The following is a 21,178-nucleotide window of genomic DNA, read 5'->3' as shown; positions in this document are numbered from 1 at the left end:
TCCTGGTGGCAGCATGTCCGATCATGACCCCACCGGATCCCGGCGTCGTGATCGGCGAGGCGGTCGAACTCGATCTCGCTCCCGCCAAGCTACCGAGCCGGGCCCTCGCGTTCGCCCTGGATCTCGCGATCGTCGGGACGCTCATGGTGGCGGCGCTGGTCGCCGTGGTGGTGAGCGGGGCCGATCTCGACGTGGCGCTGGCCGCGACGGTCGGCGTCGTCCTCGCGGTGCTGGGGTTCGTGGTGTGGCCGACCGCGTGGGAGACGCTCACCCGGGGTCGGACGCCCGGGAAGCTGGCGTTCGGGCTGCGGGTGGTCTCCGACGACGGCGGGCCGATCCGGTTCCGGCAGGCCCTTGTCCGCGCCCTGGCCGGACTGTTCGTCGACTTCGGCCTCGCGAGCGGGGTCGTCGCGATCGTGGTCTCGGCGTGCACCCGGCGCGGCCAGCGGGTCGGCGACCTGCTCGCGGGCACGATCGTGCTCCGCGACCGGGTCCCGCGGTCCACCCGCCACCCGACGCTGCCCGCGCCCGACCCCGCGCTCGCCGGCTGGGCCTCGACCCTCCAGCTCGCCGCCCTGCCCGACGACCTCGCCCTCGCCGCCCGGCAGTTCCTCGCCCGCGCCGGCGACCTGGACCCGGCGGTCCGGCGCACGCTGGGCGAGCAGCTCGCGACGGACGTCGCCGCGCGGGTCGCGCCCGACCCGCCGTCGGGAATCCCGGCCGAGACCTACCTGACGGCGGTCCTGGCCGAACGGCGTCGGCGGGCGTCGTAGGGGCTCAGTTCCGCAGCCGCACGCTCGAGGTCACGACGAGCACCGAGGACAGCGCCATCGTCAGGCCCGCGATGAGCGGGCTGAGCAGGCCGAGGGCGGCCAGCGGGATCGCGGCGACGTTGTAGCCGAAGGCCCAGACCAGGTTCCGGCGGATCGTGGTGGCGGTACGCCTGGCGAGGTCGAGCGCGTCCGGGACGGCGCCGAGGTCGTCGCGCACCAGGATGACGTCGGCCGCGTCGAGGGCCACGTCGGTGCCGGCACCCACCGCCAGCCCGAGGTCCGCGGCGGCGAGCGCGGGACCGTCGTTGATGCCGTCGCCGACCATCGCGACCCGGCGGCCCCCGGACTGCAGCGCCGTCAGCGCCTCGACCTTGCCCGCGGGCAGGACGTCGGCGATCACCTCGTCGACCCCGACGGCCGTGCCGACGGCGGCGGCGGCCTCCGACCGGTCGCCGGAGAGCAGGACGGTCCGCAGCCCGGCCGCGCGCAGGCGGGCGATCGCGGGGGCCGCCGAGGGCTTCACCTCGTCGGCCAGCTCCAGCACCGCGGCCTCCGTGCCGTCGAGGGTCACGACGACGAGCGTCGAGTCCGCCGCGGGCGCCGGGGCCCACACGGGCAGGGCCGTCTGAGGCTTCCCCAGCCGCACCTCGACGCCGTCGACGACCCCGCGGGCCCCGAGTCCGGGCAGCGCCTCGAAGCCGTCGACGGCCGGGAAGTCCGGGACCTCCGCCCGGGCACACGCCACCACCGCCCGCGCCACGGCGTGCTCCGATGCGTCCTCGACCGCGCCCGCGATCTCGAGCACCCGCCGTCGGGAACCGTCGTCGACGAGGTGCACCGACCGCACCGTCATCGCGCCCGTGGTGACCGTGCCGGTCTTGTCGAACACCACCGTGTCGACCACGCGCGAGGTCTCCAGCGCCTGGTGGCTCTTGAGGAAGATGCCCTCGCGGGCGCCACGTCCGGAGGCGACGAGCATCGCGGTGGGCGTCGCGAGGCCGAGTGCGCACGGGCAGGCGATCACCAGGACGGCGAGGGCTGCGGAGAACACGTCCCCGGCGGTGCCGCCGGCGACCCACCAGCCGAGCGCCGTCAGGACCGCGAGCCCGATGACGATGGGGACGAAGACGGAGGAGATGCGGTCGACCAGCCGCTGCACCGACGCCTTCGATGCCTGCGCCGACTCGACGAGCCGGATCATCCCGGCGAGCTGCGTCGCGCCGCCGACCGCGGTGGCGGTGACGACGAGGCGGCCGGAGGTCGCCACGGTCCCGCCGGTCACGGCGTCGCCCGCGCCGACCTCGAGGGGCACGGTCTCACCGGTGAGCATCGACCGGTCCACCGCGGAGGCGCCGCCCTCCACCGTCCCGTCGGTGGCGATCTTCTCGCCGGGCCGGACCACGAAGCGGGTCCCGACGGCGAGCGAGGCGGCCGGGATGCGCGCCTCGGTGCCGTCGGGGAGCAGGACGGCGACGTCGCGTGCGGCGAGGGCGGCCAGTGAGGCGAGCGCGTCGCCGGCGGAGCGCTTGGCGCGGGCCTCGACGTAGCGCCCCGCGAGCACGAACGTCGTCACCGCGGCGGCGACCTCGAGGTAGAGCGGGCCGACCGGGTCGAGGAAGACGCGCAGCGCGCCCGCCGACGGGTCGGGCAGCTGTCCGGTGAGGATCGAGCCGAGCGACCACACGGTCGCCGCGATGACGCCGAGCGAGATCAGCGTGTCCATCGACGACGCGCCGTGCCGGGCGTTGACGAACGCCGCCCGGTGCAGCGGCCACGCCGACCACAGGACGACGGGTGCCGCGAGCGCTGCGACGACCCACTCCCACCCGGGGAAGCGCGCCGCGGGCAGGACCGAGAGGACCAGCGGCAGGTCGACCATCGGGACGAACAGCACCGCCGCGACCACGAGGCGCCGCCAGAGGTCCGCGACCCGGTCGTCACGGACCGCCGCGACGTCGTCGAGCTCGGCCTCGGGCACGGACAGCGGTGTCGCGCCGTAACCCAGCTTCGCGACGACGTCGACGACCGTCGAGCGCTCCACGTCGGGACGCAGCGTGACCGTCGCCCGCTCCGTCGCGTAGTTCACCTGCGCGATCACGCCGTCGACCTTGTTGAGCCGCCGCTCGATCCGCGACGCGCACGCGGCGCACGTCATCCCCGTGAGCAGGAAGTCCTCGCTCCGGTCCTCCCGGGCGGGTGCGACGGTCATGCTCCGATGGTGCGCCCCCCGCGCGGGTCCTCGCACACCGGGTGTCACCATCGGGCCCGTGAGCAGCACGAGCTCGGCGGCCCCGGAGACCGTTCCCGACGACGGCTCCGGCGGCTCGGGCGCGACCGGCGCGGCCACGTTCGCGCTGGTCGTGGCCGCGATGGCCCTGGTCAGCGCCTGGACGGGCTGGGGCGGCATGGCGCTGGGGCTCGTCGCGCTGGTCGCCGCGGTGGTCGCGCTGATGCGGGTGCGGTCGGGCCGCGCGTCAGGTCGCGGTAAGCCGCTGGCCGCCCTGGGTGTGGCCCTGATCGCCGTGGTGATCGGCACGGTGATCGAGTGGCCGACCCTCGAGTCCGCGGTGACCTACCTGCACGCCTCGCAGGCCCGCACGCTCGACGAGTGCATGCGCCAGGCCATCAACGAGAAGGAACAGCACGTCTGCAAGTCCCAGCACCTGGACGAGTACCGCGCCCGGTTCCCCGGCCGCCTCGATCCGTGAGGCGCCTCGTCCCCGCAGGCGCCGCGGGCCTGGTGACGGTCCTCGTCGCCGCGCTGCTCCTCGGCCGCTCCGCCTATCCCGTGCTCGGCCTCGTCGACCCCGGCGAGCTCGTCCAGCTCGGGCTGCCGCTGCTCCGTGTCCTGACGGCGGGTGCGGCGGCGGTCGTGCTCGGGGCCCTCGTGCACGGACTGGTGGTCGCGCCCGGGACCGGCGGGCCGTCGGCGTCGGTGCGGGTGGTGGCCTCCGGGGCCGCCTGGGCCTGGGCCGCGCTGGCCGCGGGGACGGCGGTGTTCACCGTCGCGGACGTCTCCGGCGGGTTCGTCGCGCCAGGACCGGACCTCGTCGTCGGGATGGTGGTGCGCGCGGCGCCGATCGGCTGGCTGGCGTGCGCGATCGGCGCGGCCGTGGTGGCGGTGTGGGTGCGCGAGGCGCGGACCTGGTCCTCCACGCTCGGCGCCGGCGTGCTCGCGGGCGTGGCCCTGCTCGGGCCGGTGATGACCGGGCACGCGATCGACGGGGTCGGCAAGGACCTCGGCACCCCGGCGGTCGCCCTGCACGTGATCGCGGCGACCGTCTGGCTCGGGACCGTCGGCGCCCTGCTCGTGGCCCCGGCCTCGCCCGCGCGCAGCGGCACGGTGTCCACGATGTGCGCGGTCGTGACGGTGGCGAGCGGCGTGCTCGCGTCGGCGGTGCTCGTCCCGTCGTGGGGTGAGCTCGCGACGGCCTACGGGGTGCTGGTGCTGCTCGCCGCGGCCGTGACGGTCGTGGGGCTGGGCGTGCTCGTGCGGCGGCGGGTGGGCGGCTCGCGGCGCGTGGTGCTGCTGGAACTGACCCTGCTCGCCGTCGTCACCGGTCTGTCGGTGGCGATGACCCGGGCGGTGCCGCCGGTGCAGGCCCCGTTCCACACCACCCCGACCGAGGCGGTGCTCGGCTTCGGCATCCCCGACCCGCCGACACTCGGGCGCCTGCTCGGGGACTGGCGGCCCGACGTGTGGTTCCTCGTGCTCGTGGCCGTGCTGGTCGTCGGCTACGCCCGCTGGCTGCGGCGCGTGGACGGCTGGCCGAGGGCGCGGGCGTTCTCGTGGTTCGCGGGCTGCGCGCTGCTGGTCGTGGCGACGTCGTCCGGGATCGGCCGCTACGCCGACGCGCTGTTCAGCGTGCACGTCGCCGAGCACATGCTGGTGAGCATCGTGGTGCCGGTGCTGCTCGTGCTGGGTGGCCCGGTGTCGCTCGCGCGGCGGGCGCTGCCCGAGCAGGGCGACGCCCGGGACCGGCTCGAGGCCGTGCTCGACGCCCCGCTGCTGCGGTTCCTGACCCACCCGGCCGTCGCCGCCGTCGTCATGGTGGGCTCGCCGTTCGCGTTCTACCTCACGCCGCTGTTCTCGCTGCTCCAGCCGTTGGGCTGGCTGATGCCGGCGATCTCCGCGTGGTTCCTGACGGCGGGCTACCTGTTCTTCTGGGTGCTCGTCGGCGTCGACCCGACGCCCGGCCAGAAGCTCCCGCACGTCGCGCGGCTCGCCGTCCTCATCGCCTCGATGCCGTTCCACGCGCTGTTCGGCGTGATCCTGCTGGCCGCGGACACCCCGGTGGCGCAGACGCCGTCGACGCTCGCCGCCGACGGCGGGGGCGGCCAGGTGTTCGTCACCGACTTCTACTCCCGGCTGCGCCTGCCCTGGGCGCCGGACCTGCTCGCCGACCAGCACCTCGCCGCCCTGCTGTCGTGGGGCATGGGCGACCTCCCGCTCGTCGGCGTCCTGGTGATCCTGCTGGTGCAGTGGCACCGGGCCGGGCTGGCCGAGGACCGGGCCGCCCGGGATCTGCTGGCCGCCCGTCGCTGAGGCGGCTCGTTCGTACCTGACGAACGGGTCGTTCGTGGCCCCTAGCTGCACGAACGACCCGTTCGTCAGGTCAAGGGCCGCCACGCTTCCCACATGATGGGACAGCGTCTCGCCTGCTGGGCGATCGTGAGGCATGCTGACGAACCGTGAGCACGGAGACGAGCGCCCCCGCCCGCCCGCGACGCCGCTGGGCGATCCTCGTGGTCGGTGTGCTCGCCCAGACCGCCGCCTCGTCGTTCGTGTACGGCATCCCGTTCCTCGTGCCGACCCTGCGCGACGAACGCGCCCTGTCCCTGGCGCAGGTCGGCATCGTCGTCGCGGCGCCGACGACAGGGCTGCTGCTCGCCCTGGTCGCGTGGGGGTTCGTGGTCGACCGGGTGGGGGAGCGGGTGCCGATGGCGACCGGCCTCGCCGTCGCCGGCCTCGTCGTCGGGGGCGTCGCGCTGGAGACGCCGTCCTCGCTGGTGACGATCGTGGTGCTGCTCGCCGTCGGCGGCCTCGGCGCCGCGTCGGTGAACGCGGCGAGCGGTCGGCTGATCATGGGCTGGTTCAGCGCCGACGAACGCGGCATCGCGATGGGCATCCGGCAGACGGCACAGCCGCTCGGGGTCGCGCTCGCCGCGCTCGTGCTGCCGGTCCTCGCGACCACCCAGGGCCCGTTCGTCGCCCTCGGCTGGACCGGGCTGGCGTGCCTGCTCGCGGCAGGCCTCGTCGTCGGGATCGCGCAGGACGCCCCGCGGCGGCCGCCGGAGCCGCACGAGCCCACCGGCAACCCCTACCGGACCCCGACGCTGTACCGCCTGCACGCGGCGTCCGCGCTGCTGGTGCTGCCGCAGTTCGCGATCTCGGCGTTCGCGCTCGAGTACCTCGTCCGCGAGCTGGGGTGGTCGCCGGGCGTGGCGGGCGTCTTCGTCGCGGTCTCGCAGATCGCGGGGGCGGCCGGGCGGATCGCGACCGGCTGGTGGTCGGACCGCGTCGGCTCCCGGCTCCGCCCGATGCGGCAGCTGGCGGTGGCCTCGGCGCTCGTGATGCTGGGCTTCGCGGCGGGATCGGTGTGGGTGCCGGTGATCGCGGTGGCGGGCATCGCGGTCGGGGCGATCGTCACGGTGGCCGACAACGGGCTGGCCTTCGTGTCGACCGCGGAGATGGCCGGGCAGGCGTGGTCGGGACGCGCCCTCGGCGTGCAGAACACGACCCAGAACATCGTCGCCTCCCTGGCCCCGCCGGTGCTCGGCGCGATCATCGGCGCGACGAGCTACGGCGTCGGGTTCACCGCGGCCGCCCTGGCGCCGCTGGCGGCGATCGCCGTGACGCCGGTGCGGGCCGAGCGGCGGTCATGACCCGTCGGGCCCCCACTCGGCGTCGTGGAGCTCGGACGGCGTGAAGGCGCGGGGCTCGACGAGGACGAGCCAGTTGCCGGAGTTGTCGCGCATGACCGCCTCCACGCCGTAGGGGCGCTCGGACGGCGGCTGCAGGAACTCCACCCCGAGGTCGACCAGGCGGGCGTACTCGGCGTGGCAGTCGTCGGTCGAGGACCGAACCCGCCCATGGTGCCCGCGGCCAGGGACCGTCGGACGGCGTCGGCCATGTCCTCGGTCAGCGGCGGCCCCGGGACCATCAGCGTGACCTCGAGCTCGGGCTGCGCGGGGTGCTTGACGGTGACCCAGCGGAAGCCCTCGCCCATCGTGACGTCGGTGCCCTCGACGAAGCCGAGGACCTCGCAGTAGAACTTCTTGGCGTCGTCCTGGTCGGTGACGTGGAGCGTGACCAGCGAGATGTTGGTGAGCACGAGGCTCATCCTCCCGCCGGGTCGGGCCCCGACGGCTTCTCCGGGATTGCGCGGTCGGAGAGCCCGTGCATGAGCACGAAGCAGCCGGGGATGCGCGGCGCCCCGGAGGCCCAGCGCGCCTGGTAGGCCGACGGGCTGACCCCGACGAGCCGCCGGAACCGCGAGGAGAACGACCCGAGCGAGGCGTACCCGACGAGCCAGCACACCTCGGTGACGGTCAGGTTCGTCGCGCGCAGCAGGTCCTGGGCCCGCTCGATCCGGCGCTCGGTGAGGTAGGCGGCCGGGGTGCGGCCGTAGGTCCGGGCGAAGCACCGCAGGAAGTGGTACTTCGACAGCCCCGCGGTCGCGGCGAGGGCGTCGAGGTCGAGCGGCTCGGCGTACTCGCGGTCGATCCGGTCGCGGGCGCGGCGCAGGCCGACCAGGAGGTCGTGCGCGACCATGGCCTACACCAGGAAACGGAAGGCCGGCGAGCCCGGCTCGAGGACCTCGATCTGCAGCGGCGAGCGGGCCATGCGCTCCAGCAGCGGCTCGTAGTCCTCGCGCCGCCCGATCTCGACGCCGACGAGCGCCGGCCCCGACTCCCGGTTGTCGCGCTTGACGTACTCGAAGCGCGTGACGTCGTCGTCCGGGCCGAGCACCTCGTCGAGGAAGCGCCGCAGCGCGCCGGGCTCCTGGGGGAACTCGACGAGGAAGTAGTGCTTGAGCCCCTGGAAGCGCAGCGAGCGCTCGATGACCTCCGCGTAGCGCGAGACGTCGTTGTTGCCCCCGGAGAGGATGACGACGACCGTCTCGCCCGGCACGAGGTCGAGCTCCGGCCCGTCGGAGCGCACCGCCGCGCCGGCGAGCGCGCCCGCGGGCTCCGCGATGATGCCCTCGGTCTGGTAGAGCGCGAGCATCTCGGTGCAGACGAGGCCCTCGTCGACCGCGAGGAGCTGGGCCCCCGAGCGCCGGATCAGCGGGAACGTCACGGCGCCCGCCTTCCGGACCGCGGCGCCGTCGACGAACCGGTCGAACCCGTCCTCGTCGAGCACCACGGGGGAGCCCGCGTGCAGCGCCGCCGCGACGTTGCGCGCCCCGGCCGGCTCCACCCCGATCACCCGCGTGCGCGGGTAGGTCGCGGCGAGCCAGGTCGCGGTGCCGGCGAGGAGGCCACCGCCCCCGACCGGCACGACGACGACGTCCGGCGCGTGCCCGAGCTGCTCCACGACCTCGGCGATCACGGTGGCCTGCCCGGCCACGGTGCGGGAGTCGTCGAAGGCGGGGACCAGGGTCGCGCCGGTCTCCTCCGCGTACGCCGTGGCCGACGCGCTCGCCTCGTCGTAGGTGTCGCCCTGCACCACGAGCTCGACCATGTCGCCGCCCAGCGCCGCGATCCGCTCGCGCTTCTGGCGGGGCGTGGTCGACGGGATGACGACGCGTCCGCGCACCCCGTGCGTCCGGCACGCGAAGGCGAAGCCCTGGGCGTGGTTGCCGGCGGACGCGCACACCACGCCGGTGGCGCGTGCCTCGTCGTCCAGCTGGGAGATGAGGTTGTACGCGCCGCGCAGCTTGTAGGAGCGCCCGACCTGCAGATCCTCGCGCTTGAACCACACGTTCGCGCCGGAGTCGGCGGAGAGCCGCGGGTTGTACTGCAGCGGGGTCAGCTCGGCGATGCCGGTGAGACGCTCCGCGGCCTCGAGTACCTGCTTCTCGAACGCGGTCCCGCCCGTCATCGCCCTGCTCCTCCGTGCTGCTGATCCGAACAGCTCATCGTAGGTCCGCCCTTCCCGACGACGGCTCACCGGGCTTCGTCGACCCGGGGCACGGTGTCGGGATGGCTGTCGGGGGGTCCGTTTATCGTGGTCATCGACCCGTCGTGGACCCCGGAAGGATGCAGGACAGCGATGACCGAGACGATCGAGTTCCAGGCCGAGGCCCGTCAGCTGCTGCAGCTGATGATCCACTCGATCTACTCCGACAAGGACGTGTTCCTCCGCGAGCTGATCTCCAACGCCAGTGACGCGCTGGACAAGCTGCGGATGGAGTCCTACCGGGACAAGGACCTCGGGGTCGACACCTCGGACCTGCACGTCGAGCTGCGCACCGACGCCGCCGCGCGGACGCTGACGATCACCGACAACGGGATCGGCATGAGCCGCGACGACGTCGTGAACCTCATCGGCACGATCGCGCGCTCGGGCACGGCGGAGACGCTGTCGAAGCTGCGCGAGGCGCAGGCCTCCGGCAGCGAGGAGGCCACCGCCGAGCTCATCGGGCAGTTCGGCATCGGCTTCTACTCGAGCTTCATGGTGGCCGACCGGGTGGAGATGACCACGCGGCGCGCGGGCACCGACGGCGGCGTGCACTGGGAGTCGGCGGGGGAGGGCACCTACGAGCTCTCCGAGGTCGCCGACGCGCCGCAGGGCACGAGCATCACCGTGTACCTCAAGGCGGAGGACGCCGAGGACAACCTGCACGACTACGCGGATCCGTCCGTCGTGCGCCGCATCGTCAAGCGCTACTCGGACTTCATCACCTGGCCGATCCTGCTCAACCCGAGCGGGGCGACCGACACGGTCGTCGAGGGCGCCGAGGAGGACTCCGAACCCGACACCTCGAACGAGCCGATCAACTCCCGCAAGGCACTGTGGGCGCGCCCGCGCTCCGAGGTGAGCGACGAGGAGTACGCCGAGTTCTACCGCCACGTCTCGCACGACTGGCAGGAGCCGCTCGAGACGATGCGGTTCACCGGCGAGGGCACCTTCGAGTACCAGGCGCTGCTGTTCCTGCCGGCCCACGCGCCGATGGACCTGTACTACCGCGACGCCAAGCGCGGCGTGCAGCTCTACGTCAAGCGCGTCTTCGTCATGGAGGACTGCGAGGCGCTCGTCCCCGAGTACCTGCGGTTCGTCAAGGGCGTCGTCGACGCACAGGACCTCTCGCTCAACGTCTCGCGCGAGATCCTCCAGCAGGACCGCCAGATCCAGCTGATCCGCAAGCGTCTCGTCAAGCGCGTGCTGCAGACGATCACGGGGCTGCGCGGGGAGGACGCGGAGAAGTACGGGACGTTCTGGCGCGAGTGCGGGCGGGCGCTCAAGGAGGGCCTGCTCTCCGATCAGGACAACACGCAGGCGATCCTCGAGGCGTCCAGCTTCGCCTCGACGCACGACCCGGAGAAGCTCACCACGCTCGCCGACTACGTCGCGCGGATGCCGGAGGGCCAGGAGTCGATCTACTACGTCACCGGCGAGTCCCGCACCGCCGTCGAGAACTCCCCGCACATCGAGGCGTTCCGGGCGAAGGGCTACGAGGTCCTGCTGCTGACCGACCAGGTCGACGAGGTGTGGGTCGGGATGGTGCCGTCCTACGGCACCGGCGACACGGCGAAGCCGTTCGCGTCGATCGCGCAGGGCGACGTCGACCTCTCGGACGACGCGGAGAAGCCCGAGGGCTTCGACGACCTGCTCGCCTGGATGACGACGACGCTCGCCGACGACGTCTCCGAGGTGCGGCTGTCCACCCGCCTGACGACGAGCCCCGCGTGCCTCGTGGGCGAGGTCGGGGGTCTCCCGCCGCAGCTCGAGCAGATGATGCGCTCGATGGGCCAGGAGATCCCGGTGCAGAAGCGGGCGCTCGAGCTGAACCCGAAGCACCCGCTGGTGGAGAACCTGCGGGCCGCGCACGCCGCGAAGCCCGACGACGCCGGCATCGCCGACACGGCGTCCCTGCTCCACGACATGGCGCTGCTCGCGGAGGGCGGGGAGCTCAAGGAGCCCTCGGCCTTCGTCGGGAAGCTGGCCCAGCGCCTCGCCGCCACGCTGTAGCCGGAATAGGGTCACCGACCCGGAGGTTGGTCGTTGAACGTGAAACGACCTGGGAGGTAGTGCCGTGCACATCGGCGTCGACAGCTTCGTCGCGAAGGTCACCGACCCCGACACCGAGCACGTGGTCGGGCCGGTCGAACGGTTCGCGCACCTGCTCGAGGAGATCGAGACCGCCGACCGGGTGGGCCTCTACTCCTACGGCATCGGCGAGCACCACCGCAGCGAGTACTACGACGCCGCGCCCGCCGTGATCCTCGCGGCGGCCGCGGCGCGGACGCAGCAGATCCGCATGCGCTCGGCGGTCACCGTGCTCTCGGCCGCCGACCCGGTACGGGTCTGGCAGGAGTACGCGACGGTCGACCTGATCTCGGGCGGCCGCGTCGAGCTCGTCGTCGGGCGGGGGTCGTTCACCGAGGCGTTCCCGCTGTTCGGGCTGCCCTTCTCCGACTACGACGAGCTCTTCACCGCCAAGCTCGACCTGCTGCTGCAGATCCGGGACCACGAGCGCGTCACCTGGTCCGGGCCGCACCGCCCGGCGCTGCGGGACCAGCCGGTGTACCCGCGGCCCGCGCAGGACCCGTTGCCGATCTGGATCGGCGTCGGCGGCTCGCCCGAGTCGTTCTACCGCGCCGGCGCCCTGGGGCTGCCGCTGATGATCGCCATCATCGGCGGGGCGCCCGCGCAGTTCGCACCGCTGGTCGACCTGTACCGCCGCGCCGGTGCCGAGGCCGGACACCCGCCCGAGCAGCTCAAGGTCGGGCTGCACTGCTTCGGCTTCCTCGGCGACGACGTCGCGCAGGCGACGAACGCCTTCTACCCGGGCTGGGAGGAGATGTTCACGACGATCGCCCGCGAGCGCGGGGGCATGCCGCCGTCGCGGCGCCAGTTCGACGCCACCCGCGGGCCCGACGGCGCCTACTTCATCGGTGACCCCGACATGATCGTCGAGAAGGCGACGCGGGTGGCCGAGCAGCTGGGCGGGGTCGACCGCATCAACCTGCAGATGACCAACCCGCGCCTGCGCCACGCGGACCTGCTGCACTCCATCGAGCTGCTCGGGGAGGCCGCGCCGAAGCTCGCCGACGTGTGAGCGGAACGGCGAGCAGCGGACGCCGCGTCCGACGCGGTCGCGCCGTGGGGCCGATGTGATCAGATGGGCGCCATGGACCCCACGGCGCTCCCGCCCGGCTTCGCCGACCAGCTCGCCGACTTCCGCGCGCGGGCCGCGGACCCGGTGACGCCCAAGGTGGCGGCCTCGACGATCCTGCTGCGCACCGGCGCGTCCGGCCCGGAGGTCTTCCTCCTGCGCCGGCGCACGCAGATGGCGTTCGCGGGCGGGATGGTCGTGTTCCCGGGCGGCGGGGTCGACCCGCGCGACGCGACCGATGACATCGGGTGGGCCGGGCCGGCCCCGGAGGTCTGGGCCGAACGCCTGGGGCTCGCGGTCGACCAGGCCCGCGCGGTGGTCTGCGCCGCGGTGCGGGAGACGTTCGAGGAGTCCGGGGTGCTCCTCGCGGGTCCCGACGACGGGTCCGTGGTCCCGTCCACCTCCGGCGGGGAGTGGGCCGAGGCGCGCCGGGCGCTGGAGGCCCGCGAGATCGCGTTCTCCGAGCTGCTGCGCGACCGCGGACTCGTGCTGCGCACCGACCTGCTCCGCGGCTGGACCTGCTGGATCACCCCGGAGTTCGAGCCGCGCCGCTACCGCACGTTCTTCTTCGTGACGGCGAGCCCCGACGGACAGGAGGCCGCGGGCGTCTCCACCGAGTCCGACGCCGCCGCGTGGCTGGCGGTCGACGCGGCGATCGCGGCGGCGGGCGACACCGTGATGGTGCTGCCGCCGCAGTACTGCACGTTCCTCGAGCTCGCCCAGTACGGCACGGTCCCGCAGATCCTCGCGGCGGCCGACCGCCCGATCCCGGAGCCGATCATGCCGGGCCTGGAACCGGACGGGTCGGCGCTGACCCTGCCCGCGCGCTACCGCGAGCTGAACGCGGCTACAGCTCGCCGGTGAGGAACTGCGCGCGGCCGTGCCCGAACGACCAGTCCTCCTGCTCGTTGCGCACCAGGGAGACGATCAGGTCGGTCGGGCGCACCAGGCCCTCCTCGTCGAGCCGCTTCGCGAGCGCGGCGTAGAGGGCCTCCTTCTGCTCGCGCCCCCGGCCCTGCTGGGTGACCTGGATGATCGTCACCCCGTCGGTGCGCTCGATGCCGAGCCCGGTGTCCTCGGCGATGATCTCGCCGACCTCGTGCTGGTGGATCACCTGGTAGCGGTCGCCGGGCGGGGCGGCGAACACGTCCAGCATGACCTCCTGCACGGTGTCGGCGAGACGGCGGACCTCCTCCGGCGAACGGCCGCGGACGAGGTCGATCCTGACGAGAGGCATGGCGCCCGGGTGCCCGCACCCGTCGTCGGGAACGCCTCCCTCACCACGTGACGGGCAACGCCTCCACGCCGTGGATGAGGTTCTCGTGGCGGAAGTCGATCCGGTCCCCGCCCAGGGCCAGACCCGGGAAGCGGCGCAGCAGGGCCCGGAAGGCGATCCGCAGTTCGATGCGGGCCAGCGGGGCGCCCAGGCAGTGGTGGATCCCGTACCCGAACGCGACGTGGGGCAGCGGCGCCCGGGTGACGTCCAGGTGGTCGAGGCCCTCGCCCAGGGCCGGGTCGCGGTTGGCGGCGCAGAGCGAGGCGGTGACGACGGAGCCCGCCGGGAACGCGTGGGAACCCACGGTCACGTCCGTCGTCGCGACCCGCGGGAAACCGGCCGAGACCGGGGAGACGTGCCGGAGCAGTTCCTCCACGACGCGGCCGAGCGCGGCGTCGTCGTCGAGTGCGGCACGGGTCGCGGCGAGCTGGGCCGGATCGCGCAGCAGCTCCAGGGTGCCGAGGGCGATGACGTTGGACGTCGTCTCGTGGCCGGCCACCAGGAGCAGGTTCGCCAGCCCGGCCAGCTCGTCGTCGTCGATCCCGCCCTCGGCGGCGGAGCGGTCGCCGTGCTCGCGGACGAGCATCCCGATGAGGTCGTCGCCCGGATCGCGCCGGGCCCGCGCGACCAGCGTCGCCATGTACTCCCGCGAGTCGCGGACGACCTGCAGCCGCTGCTCCAGGGGGAGGTCGGAGCGCAGGGTGAGCTCGGCCCGCTCCTGGAAGCCGTCGCGGTCCGCGTAGGGGACCCCGAGCAGTTCGCAGATCACCAGGGACGGCACCGGGAGTGCGAAGTCCGCGACGAGGTCGCCGGGGGAGCCGGCCCTCTCCATCGCGTCGAGCGCGTCCTCGACGATCGCGACGATGCGCGGTTCGAGCGCCTTCATGGCACGCACCGTGAAGCGCCCGGTGAGCATCCGCCGCAGCCGGGTGTGGTGGGGCGGGTCCAGGGCCAGCAGCATCCCGGTCCGGCGCCGCCGCATGTCCTCGACGTCGACCTCGCCGGGCGGCAGCGGCAGGCCCCCGAAGCCGAACGCCGGATCGCCGTGCACCGTGCGCGCCTCGGTCCAGCCGGCGACGAGCGTCGCCTCGTGGCCGACCAGCGTGGTCACCGGGCACGTCCCGCCGGCTTCCCGCAGGGCGGTGACCTGCGGGTCCGGGTCGAGCCCGGCACGGCGCAGCCCGAGCCGCGGCGGTCGTTCCGTCGTCTGGTCGATGCCCATGCTCACGACCCTGCCGTACCACCGGTCGTCGGCGGAAGTGGGCCGACTGTCGGGGTGCCCTGATAGGCACTCAGTCCGCGGCGGCCTCGGCGATGATCGCGGCGAGCTCGGCCGGCCGGGAGAACATCGGGAAGTGCGAGGTGGCGATGTCCACGCTCCGGGTGGCGCGCGCGGCCATCGTGCGCTGGAGGTCGGGGGAGAAGACGGTGTCCTGGGTGGTCACCACGTAGGTCGACGGGTGCTCGCGCCAACCGAAGCCCGTGGCCTCCTGCTCGAAGACGGCCATGTTGTGCTCGCCGGTCAGCGGGAGCTTCTCGTCCATCACCGCCTCCGGTACGTCGTGGCCGGGCACCGATCGGGCGGTCTCCGGGTCCAGCGTGGCCATCGGGCCCTCGCCGATCATCCGGATCCCCTCGCCGAGGGTGGTGGGGTGCGGGTCCGTGGCGAGCAGCGAACCGACGTGCTCGCCCTCGACCGGCAGCGCCGCGCACACGTAGACGAGGTGGGCCACGTCGTCGTTGCCCGCGGACGCCTCGGTGATCACCATGCCGCCGTAGGACTGCCCGACGAGGACGGCGGGCTGTCCCAGGGACGCGAGCGCGCCCCGCACCAGCGTGGCGTCGCCCGCGAGCGAGCCCTCCGGCGTCCGGCAGGTCAGGTCGACCGCCGAGGCCTCGACGCCCTGCGCCTCGAGGGCCTCGATCACCTCCTGCCACGCCCACGCACCCAGGAACGCTCCGTGCACCAACAACACCGGCTTCGCCATACGCGTGATCCTCTCGGGCGCCACCCGATGGCGCGAGCGGGACGCCCGCCCTTCGGAGGGGCCGACGGGATCGGCCGGGTCAGCGGCCCGCGAGCAGCCTCCTTAACGCCGCGACGGTGGCGAGGTCGACGGCACCTGTCAGCGGCCGCGGAACACGGCGGTCCGCTTCTCCAGGAACGCCGCCCGGCCCTCGGCGAAGTCCGCCGTCTCGAACATCGTCACCTGCGTCGTCTCCTCGACGTGCAGCGCCTCGGCGAGGCTGGTCGGTGGGTCGGCGAGGATGCGCTTGGTCGCCGCGAGCGCGAGCGGCGCGGCCCGCGCCATCTCCCGTGCCCGCTCCACCGCGACCGCGAGCGCGGACCCGTCGTCGACCAGCTCGTCGACCAGCCCGAGCCGCTCCGCCTCCGCGGCGTCGATCAGCTGACCGCGCAGCAGCAGCCGGCGCGCCGGGCCCGCCCCGACCTTGCGGGGCAACGTCCAGAAGAGGCCGGAGTCGGCGACCAGCCCGAGCCGGCCGAAGATCGCCCCGTAGCGCGAACCCCGACCCGCCACGACGTAGTCGCACGCCGCGACCAGTGAGGTCCCCGCACCGACCGCGGCGCCCTCGACGGCGGCCACCACCGGCAGGGGGCCCTCCACCAGCAGGGAGATCACGTCGGCGATCAGGTGCAGCCGGTCGCGGGCGTCGGCGCGGTCGCCCTGCGGCATCGACGAGACGTCGCCGCCCGAGCTGAAGTGCTTCCCGGCGCCCGTGACCACCAGCGCCCGGCACCCGTCTTCGGCGTGGGCGGCCTCGAGGGCGGCGCGCAGGTCGCGGCGCAGGGGCACGGTGAGGGCGTTGCGACGGTCGGGGACGTCGAGGGTGAACACCCGAACCGACCCGTCGTCGTGGACACCCAGCGGAGCATCGGTCATCGGCCGAGTCTGTCCTGCTCGGCGCGCCAGTCCGCGAGGGAGCTCCCGAAGCGGTCGAGGACGGCCTGGCGGAGGTCCTCGTCCTCGCGGGGGACGGGCTCGAGGAAGACCTGGTCGAGGTCGGAGAAGCGCTCCCGGAGCTCGTCGTCGAGCCGGACGCAGGCCCGCTCGAGGTCGCCGACCGTCAGCTCGTCCCGGAAGTCGACGCGCGCGCAGAGCAGGACGCTGTCGGTGCCGGTGAGCATCGTCTGCAGGTCGACGACCTGGGTGACCTCCGGGGCGGCCTCCAGGTAGTCGTAGATCGCGCGGGTCACCCGCGGCTCGGCGGCGCGGCCGATGAGGAGGTTCTTGTTGGTGCGCCCGAGGAGCAGGGCCACGACGGCGAGGAGCACACCGATCATGATCGAGGCGATGCCGTCCCACACCGACGAGCCGGTCTGCTGGTGGAGCACCACGCCGACGGCGGCGAAGAGCAGCCCGAGCAGTGCCGCGGTGTCCTCGAAGAGCACGCTCTTCACCGTCGGGTCGTCGGACAGGTACAGGTAGCGCGCCAGGGTGAGCTTCAGCTCCGTGCGCTCGCGCAGGCACTGCCGCAGGGCCTGCTGCCAGGAGATCCCCTCGATGATCGCCGAGAGGCCGAGGACGGAGTAGGCGACCCAGGCGTACTGCTCCTCGGCCGGGTCGGGGGCGTTCTCGATGATCGTCGTGATGCCCTCGTAGACCGAGTACGTCGCGCCGACGACGAACACCGAGACCGAGGCGATCATCGCCCAGAAGAAGCGTTCCTTGCCGTAGCCGAACGGGTGCGCCCGATCGGCCCGCTTGCCCGAGCGGCGCAGCGCGGTGAACAGCAGCACCTCGGTGACGCAGTCGGCCGCCGAGTGCGCCGCCTCGGCGAGCATCGCCGACGACCCGGTGAGCAGGCCCGCGACCAGCTTGAGGACGCCGACCGCCGCATTCGCCGCGAGCGCGAGGATCACGGAGAGCGTGCTCTGCCCGGACGACGAGTCCTCGGGGTCACGCCCCTCGTCGGTCGGGTCCTCCGGGGGCGGCACGAGTGCCGACGGCGCGTCGTTCCTCGCGGTCATGGCGGGGGGTTTCCTTCCTGGGGCGAACGAATCGGGTCGTACCCGCTTCACCTGTACCTCACCCGCCACTGGCCTCCCGTTGACCATCATTCGCTCCGCTCAGTCGAACGGGCGCGTCCAATCGCCAGCGAGGACGCCGAGGGCCTTGTGGCAACCCTTCGGTTGCGTCACGATGGCAACTCCTCAGTTGCCACCGGAGGTCGGCATGACGTTCCCGGACCGTATGACCACCGCCCTGCCACCCGTCGTCGACGCCGCCACCTGGGCGCGGGAGCGCGCCGCGCTGCTCGCCGCCGAGAAGGAGCTGACCCGGGCCCGTGACGCCCTCGCGGCCCGCCGGCGGCGGCTGCCGATGACCCCGGCCACGAACCACACGTTCCTGACGACGGCCGGTCCCCGGACCCTGCTCGACCTCTTCGGCGAGCACCGGACCCTCGTCGTCTACCAGTTCATGGACCACGGCTCGGAGCGCTACTGCGGCGGGTGCACCTGGTTCGCCGAGAACATTCCCGCGACGGCGCCGCAGCTGCTCGCCGAGAACGGCGTGGCGTGGGCGCACGTGTCCGACCTCCCCCTCGAGCGCCTCACCACCTACTGGGCGGCCCGGGGCTGGACGATGCCCTACGCCTCGTCGCGCGGGACGACGTTCGCCGCGGAGACCGGCTCGTGGCTGACGGTGTTCGTGCGGGACGAGGCCGCCGTGTACCGGACGTGGGGGACCGCCGGACGCGGCCTGGAGGAGGTCACCTTCGTGACCTCGCTGCTCGACCTCACTCCGTACGGTCGGCGCGAGGACTGGGAGGACTCGCCGTCGGGCTGGCCGCAGGGTCCGGCGTGTCCGGAACCGCCTCTGCTCGCGCCCGAGGACGTGGCCGTGGGCTTCGGCCGCTACCGGTCCACGGCGGGCTCCACACCACGGTGATCACCGCCCACACCGCGAGCACGACGACCGCCTCGACCAGCAGGTACACCGGGTACGGGCCGAACAGGTCGAGGACCGAGGCGGCGTCGGGCTTCCGGTCGAGGTAGCCGTAGTTCGCGCCGGTGAGCAGGTTCGCCGGCTGCGCGACGGCGGCCCAGATCAGCGTGGCGGCCACCGTCCGCCCGTAGTCGGCCCAGGTCGGGCGTCGTCCCCGACCCCAGGTCAGCAGCACCGCCGCCCAGATCGGCAGCACGTGCGCGGTGAAGAAGGCGAGGAAGCTCGGCGCCGGGAAGTCCGGGCCGGCGAGGGCGGGCGTGGCGATGGCCTGCACGGTGAGCGTCAGCGCCCAGTAGTAGGTCATGCCGTAGGCCCACTGCCGCCCGGTCCACAACGCGTACGCCGCGACGTAGGGCACGAGGTCGGAGAGCCACAGCGGCAGCGTCTGCCCCGCCCGGCCCGGCTCGAACGCGTAGACCTGGTAGGCGAGGGTCGTGACGACGAGCAGCACCGCGAGGGCCTTCTCGGCCTTCCCGACGACGGCTGCGGGCGCCCTCCGCCCGAACGGCACCAGCGCGACCGCACCGACCACGGTGAGGACCACGACGACGACGTGCGAGGTGCCCCACGGCACGAAGACGCTCACGCGCGCACCCTCCTCCGGCGTGAGGGGAACCCTCGCACCACATGAGCGCTCGGATCCTCGCCTCGCGAACGGGCGAGTGCCCACGCGGCGAACGGCACCGCGCCGGCCCCGAGGGTCAGGTCCGCCTGCGACACGCCGCCGGTGAGCAGGAGCCAGAACCCGGCGGAGAGCACGGTCGGGGCGATCAGCACGGCCGCGGCGCACCAGCCGACCGCGCTCTCGCTCGTCGGGCGCACCCGGAGCAGCGCCGCGACCAGGACGATCAGCGCCACGAGGGCGATCACGACGATGGCCGGGTGCAGGCCGCGCTCGCCGGTCACCTTGGCGCCCACGTGCAGCGGGGAGAACCGGTCGGTCCCGCCGAGCAGGAACGGCACGATCAGCACGGCCCACGTGAGCGCGCCGATCCCGCCGACGAGCAGGCCCCTCCTCCATGACAGGAAAGCGTCGTTGCTGTCACTGGGTGCAAGCAACGACGCTTTCCTGTCATCGGGGCGCAGCCCCACCGCCACGGCCACGATCACGACGACGAGCGCCAGGTGCGGCCGGGTGCAGGTCGCGATGCCCAGGGCGACCGCACCCGTCGTCAGGACCAGCGGGGACCGGGCGCGCAGGACCCACGCCGCGGCGGCGACGGCGGGGACGACGCTGGTCACGAGGTCGTCGCCCACGAGGTACTCCCGCAGCACCTCGGGGGTGATCACGACGAGCGTCCACAGCAGCGTCGGGGCCGGGCGCAGCCGCCACCCGCCGTTCAGGACCGGGAGCAGCACGAGGGTCCACAGGACGTTCTGCCCCGCCGCGTGCCCGGTCAGCGCCCAGACCGGCGCGGCGAGCACCAGCGACCCGGGGAGCGGGGTGATCGGGTTCCCCAGGTACGTCACGCCGGTGTACGGGTAGAGCCCGCCGGCGAGCCGGGTGAGGGCGACGTCGAGGGCGTCGGCACGGTCGCTGCCCACCCCGGGCACCCATGACGGCGGCCCCAGCACGAACGCGACCACCAGCGCTGCGACGACGACCGCGACGAGGGCGGCCGGCACCTGCCGTCGTACCGGCAGGCGCACCGCGGCGAGCGAGAGCAGCCCGAGGGCGGCGACGACGGCCACGACGGCGGGCGGGCCACCGAGGGCCATCGCCGGGAAGGTCGAGACCACGGCCAGGATCGCGGCCAGGACCAGGGGGCTCATCGTCGGCGGCCCGTCCGGCGGGGCGGCTGCTTGCGCACGGGCTGTGTCTTCACCGGCCGAGGCGTGCGTGAGCTGTTGACCGTGCGCCCGCGGACGATGCCGATGAACTCCTCCATGTCCTCGGAGTTCTCGGCGTCGGGCCAGGTCAGCACGATGCCGGACTGCGGGGCGTCGCGCAGCGGCCGGTGGGTGAGGTCGCGGCGGTGGTGCAGCCGGGCGAGCGACAGGGGGAGGACCAGCACCCCGACGCCGGCGGCGACGAGTTCGATCGCGTCGGCCGTGGTCTCCGGGTCGGACACCGCGGCGCGGCCCGGGCGGTCGGTCCAGGGGAGGGTGTCGTCCTGCGGGCGCTGGACGATCTCGTCGGCGAGGTCGTCGAGCGTGGCCTCGTCGGCCGCCGTGACGACGTGGTCCTTCGGCACGACGACGACCGTGGTCTCGGTGTACAGCGGGATCGCGTGCAGCCCGACGCGGTCGATCGGCGCCCGGACCAGCCCGGCGTCGAGCTCGGTCGCGCGGACGGCCGTCACGACCTCGTCGGTCGGCGCGAGGGTCAGCTCCAACGGGACGTGCGGGCGGCGCTCGGCCCACATCCGCGCCCACTTGTCCGGCGTGACTCCCGGGACGTAGCCGAGCCGGAAGGCGCGCTGCTCGGTCACCGGTGCAGGGTAGCGAGCCCGATATCGTGGTCCCATGAGCCGCCAGACCCAGACGATGAAGCCCGCGACGGCGGCGAAGAAGCTCGGCGTGCTCCTCGACGCGACCCCGGCCGAGTTCCGGGAGGGCGTCGTCTCCCGCGAGGAGCTCGACGCCCTGCAGGCCGACCCGCCGGAGTGGCTGCGCGACCTGCGCCGCGACGGCCCGCACCCGCGCCCCGTCGTCGCCGATCGCCTGGGCGTCTCGATCTCCGGGCTGGCCCGGGCGGAGATCACGGAGCCGCTGACGACCGCGCAGATCGCGGCCATCAAGGAGGAGCAGCCGGAGTGGCTGCGGAACGAGCGCAACCTGCGCGCCGAGACGCAGCGCGAGGAGGCCCGGCTCAAGGCCGAGCGGACCGAGCGGCCGAAGAAGATGAAGGCCTGATCCCGGCCACCTGCGCGA

At 73.7% G+C, this 21,178-nt stretch carries 19 protein-coding genes and 2 pseudogenes; 9 read left to right on the top strand and 12 right to left on the bottom strand.

Features of this window, described 5'->3' with window-relative positions:
* Positions 1–23: 23 nt before the first annotated feature.
* A complete protein-coding gene (locus tag A3CO_RS32905) occupies positions 24–773 on the top strand; it encodes an RDD family protein (RefSeq protein ID WP_018333550.1) in 750 nt (249 codons plus the stop codon).
* Between the two features lie 4 nt (positions 774–777).
* Here the strand turns inward: A3CO_RS32905 and A3CO_RS0117575 are convergent, their stop codons facing one another.
* Complete coding sequence (locus A3CO_RS0117575; RefSeq protein WP_026204722.1) at positions 778–2,982, bottom strand: heavy metal translocating P-type ATPase; 2,205 nt, start codon at positions 2,980–2,982, stop codon at positions 778–780.
* 58 nt (positions 2,983–3,040) lie between these two features.
* On the opposite strand from A3CO_RS0117575, the gene A3CO_RS0117570 reads away from it, so the two are divergent.
* The 3 genes from A3CO_RS0117570 to A3CO_RS0117560 all read left to right on the top strand — a co-directional run bounded on the left by A3CO_RS0117570 (position 3,041) and on the right by A3CO_RS0117560 (position 6,659).
* Positions 3,041–3,481: a hypothetical protein gene (locus A3CO_RS0117570; protein ID WP_018333548.1), complete on the top strand. Its 441-nt coding sequence runs from the start codon at positions 3,041–3,043 to the stop codon at positions 3,479–3,481.
* Positions 3,478–5,319, top strand: coding sequence for a cytochrome c oxidase assembly protein (locus A3CO_RS0117565; protein WP_018333547.1), 1,842 nt, complete (start codon positions 3,478–3,480; stop codon positions 5,317–5,319). The genes A3CO_RS0117570 and A3CO_RS0117565 overlap by 4 nt, the downstream gene beginning before the upstream one ends.
* Positions 5,320–5,465: 146 nt before the next feature.
* Positions 5,466–6,659 (top strand): MFS transporter, encoded by a 1,194-nt coding sequence (locus A3CO_RS0117560; RefSeq protein WP_018333546.1) that lies wholly within the window; start codon positions 5,466–5,468, stop codon positions 6,657–6,659.
* Here A3CO_RS0117560 and A3CO_RS40230 read toward each other — a convergent pair.
* The 3 genes and pseudogenes from A3CO_RS40230 to ilvA form a co-directional block, all read right to left on the bottom strand.
* A pseudogene (locus tag A3CO_RS40230) lies at positions 6,654–7,117 on the bottom strand (VOC family protein). The gene A3CO_RS0117560 and the pseudogene A3CO_RS40230 overlap by 6 nt on opposite strands.
* On the bottom strand, positions 7,114–7,548 hold the full coding sequence (locus A3CO_RS0117545) for a helix-turn-helix transcriptional regulator (protein ID WP_018333543.1): 435 nt from the start codon (positions 7,546–7,548) through the stop codon (positions 7,114–7,116). The pseudogene A3CO_RS40230 and the gene A3CO_RS0117545 overlap by 4 nt, the downstream one beginning before the upstream one ends.
* Before the next feature lie 3 nt (positions 7,549–7,551).
* Entirely contained in the window at positions 7,552–8,820 is a 1,269-nt protein-coding gene (gene ilvA, locus A3CO_RS0117540) for a threonine ammonia-lyase IlvA (RefSeq protein WP_018333542.1), read from the bottom strand.
* Between the two features lie 171 nt (positions 8,821–8,991).
* Here ilvA and htpG point away from each other — a divergent pair, with 171 nt between their 5' ends.
* The 3 genes from htpG to A3CO_RS0117525 all read left to right on the top strand — a co-directional run bounded on the left by htpG (position 8,992) and on the right by A3CO_RS0117525 (position 12,922).
* Positions 8,992–10,911 carry a molecular chaperone HtpG gene (htpG, locus tag A3CO_RS0117535; RefSeq protein WP_018333541.1) on the top strand — a complete coding sequence of 640 codons (1,920 nt, stop codon included), beginning with the start codon at positions 8,992–8,994 and terminating at the stop codon, positions 10,909–10,911.
* Positions 10,912–10,975: 64 nt separating this feature from the next.
* Positions 10,976–12,001: an LLM class flavin-dependent oxidoreductase gene (locus tag A3CO_RS0117530; protein WP_018333540.1), complete on the top strand. Its 1,026-nt coding sequence runs from the start codon at positions 10,976–10,978 to the stop codon at positions 11,999–12,001.
* A gap of 72 nt (positions 12,002–12,073) precedes the next feature.
* Positions 12,074–12,922, top strand: a complete 849-nt coding sequence (locus tag A3CO_RS0117525; RefSeq protein ID WP_157647672.1) for an NUDIX hydrolase — start codon at positions 12,074–12,076, stop codon at positions 12,920–12,922.
* Here the strand turns inward: A3CO_RS0117525 and A3CO_RS0117520 are convergent.
* The 5 genes from A3CO_RS0117520 to A3CO_RS0117500 all read right to left on the bottom strand — a co-directional run bounded on the left by A3CO_RS0117520 (position 12,906) and on the right by A3CO_RS0117500 (position 17,325).
* On the bottom strand, positions 12,906–13,295 hold the full coding sequence (locus A3CO_RS0117520) for a tautomerase family protein (protein ID WP_018333538.1): 390 nt from the start codon (positions 13,293–13,295) through the stop codon (positions 12,906–12,908). The two genes, A3CO_RS0117525 and A3CO_RS0117520, sit on opposite strands and share 17 nt — an antisense overlap.
* A 40-nt stretch (positions 13,296–13,335) precedes the next feature.
* On the bottom strand, positions 13,336–14,556 hold the full coding sequence (locus A3CO_RS0117515) for a cytochrome P450 (RefSeq protein WP_018333537.1): 1,221 nt from the start codon (positions 14,554–14,556) through the stop codon (positions 13,336–13,338).
* Between the two features lie 70 nt (positions 14,557–14,626).
* Positions 14,627–15,322 (bottom strand): alpha/beta fold hydrolase, encoded by a 696-nt coding sequence (locus A3CO_RS0117510; RefSeq protein WP_018333536.1) that lies wholly within the window; start codon positions 15,320–15,322, stop codon positions 14,627–14,629.
* 138 nt (positions 15,323–15,460) lie between these two features.
* A complete protein-coding gene (locus tag A3CO_RS0117505) occupies positions 15,461–16,237 on the bottom strand; it encodes an enoyl-CoA hydratase/isomerase family protein (RefSeq protein WP_026204720.1) in 777 nt (258 codons plus the stop codon).
* Positions 16,234–17,325 carry a cation diffusion facilitator family transporter gene (locus tag A3CO_RS0117500; protein WP_018333534.1) on the bottom strand — a complete coding sequence of 364 codons (1,092 nt, stop codon included), beginning with the start codon at positions 17,323–17,325 and terminating at the stop codon, positions 16,234–16,236. Before A3CO_RS0117500 ends, A3CO_RS0117505 begins: the two co-directional genes overlap by 4 nt.
* On the opposite strand from A3CO_RS0117500, the pseudogene A3CO_RS39660 reads away from it, so the two are divergent.
* Positions 17,324–18,061, top strand: a pseudogene (locus tag A3CO_RS39660) (DUF899 family protein); the annotation flags it as partial. The gene A3CO_RS0117500 and the pseudogene A3CO_RS39660 overlap by 2 nt on opposite strands.
* A 34-nt stretch (positions 18,062–18,095) precedes the next feature.
* On the opposite strand, the gene A3CO_RS39655 reads toward A3CO_RS39660, so the two are convergent.
* Genes A3CO_RS39655 through A3CO_RS0117480 form a run of 3 tightly spaced genes read right to left on the bottom strand, consistent with a single transcriptional unit; the run spans position 18,096 to position 20,772 of the window.
* On the bottom strand, positions 18,096–18,890 hold the full coding sequence (locus A3CO_RS39655) for a YwaF family protein (RefSeq protein ID WP_018333532.1): 795 nt from the start codon (positions 18,888–18,890) through the stop codon (positions 18,096–18,098).
* Positions 18,887–20,077, bottom strand: a complete 1,191-nt coding sequence (locus A3CO_RS39650; protein WP_018333531.1) for a hypothetical protein — start codon at positions 20,075–20,077, stop codon at positions 18,887–18,889. Before A3CO_RS39650 ends, A3CO_RS39655 begins: the two co-directional genes overlap by 4 nt.
* Positions 20,074–20,772 carry a LysR substrate-binding domain-containing protein gene (locus A3CO_RS0117480; RefSeq protein WP_084682029.1) on the bottom strand — a complete coding sequence of 233 codons (699 nt, stop codon included), beginning with the start codon at positions 20,770–20,772 and terminating at the stop codon, positions 20,074–20,076. Before A3CO_RS0117480 ends, A3CO_RS39650 begins: the two co-directional genes overlap by 4 nt.
* On the opposite strand from A3CO_RS0117480, the gene A3CO_RS0117475 reads away from it, so the two are divergent.
* Positions 20,771–21,160, top strand: coding sequence for a DUF5997 family protein (locus A3CO_RS0117475; RefSeq protein WP_018333529.1), 390 nt, complete (start codon positions 20,771–20,773; stop codon positions 21,158–21,160). The genes A3CO_RS0117480 and A3CO_RS0117475 overlap by 2 nt on opposite strands.
* Positions 21,161–21,178 lie beyond the last annotated feature (18 nt).

Origin of the sequence: Actinomycetospora chiangmaiensis DSM 45062, from assembly GCF_000379625.1 — a bacterium.
In the GTDB taxonomy this organism is placed as follows: Bacteria; Actinomycetota; Actinomycetes; order Mycobacteriales; family Pseudonocardiaceae; genus Actinomycetospora; species Actinomycetospora chiangmaiensis.
This window is presented reverse-complemented; position numbering and strand designations above follow the sequence as displayed.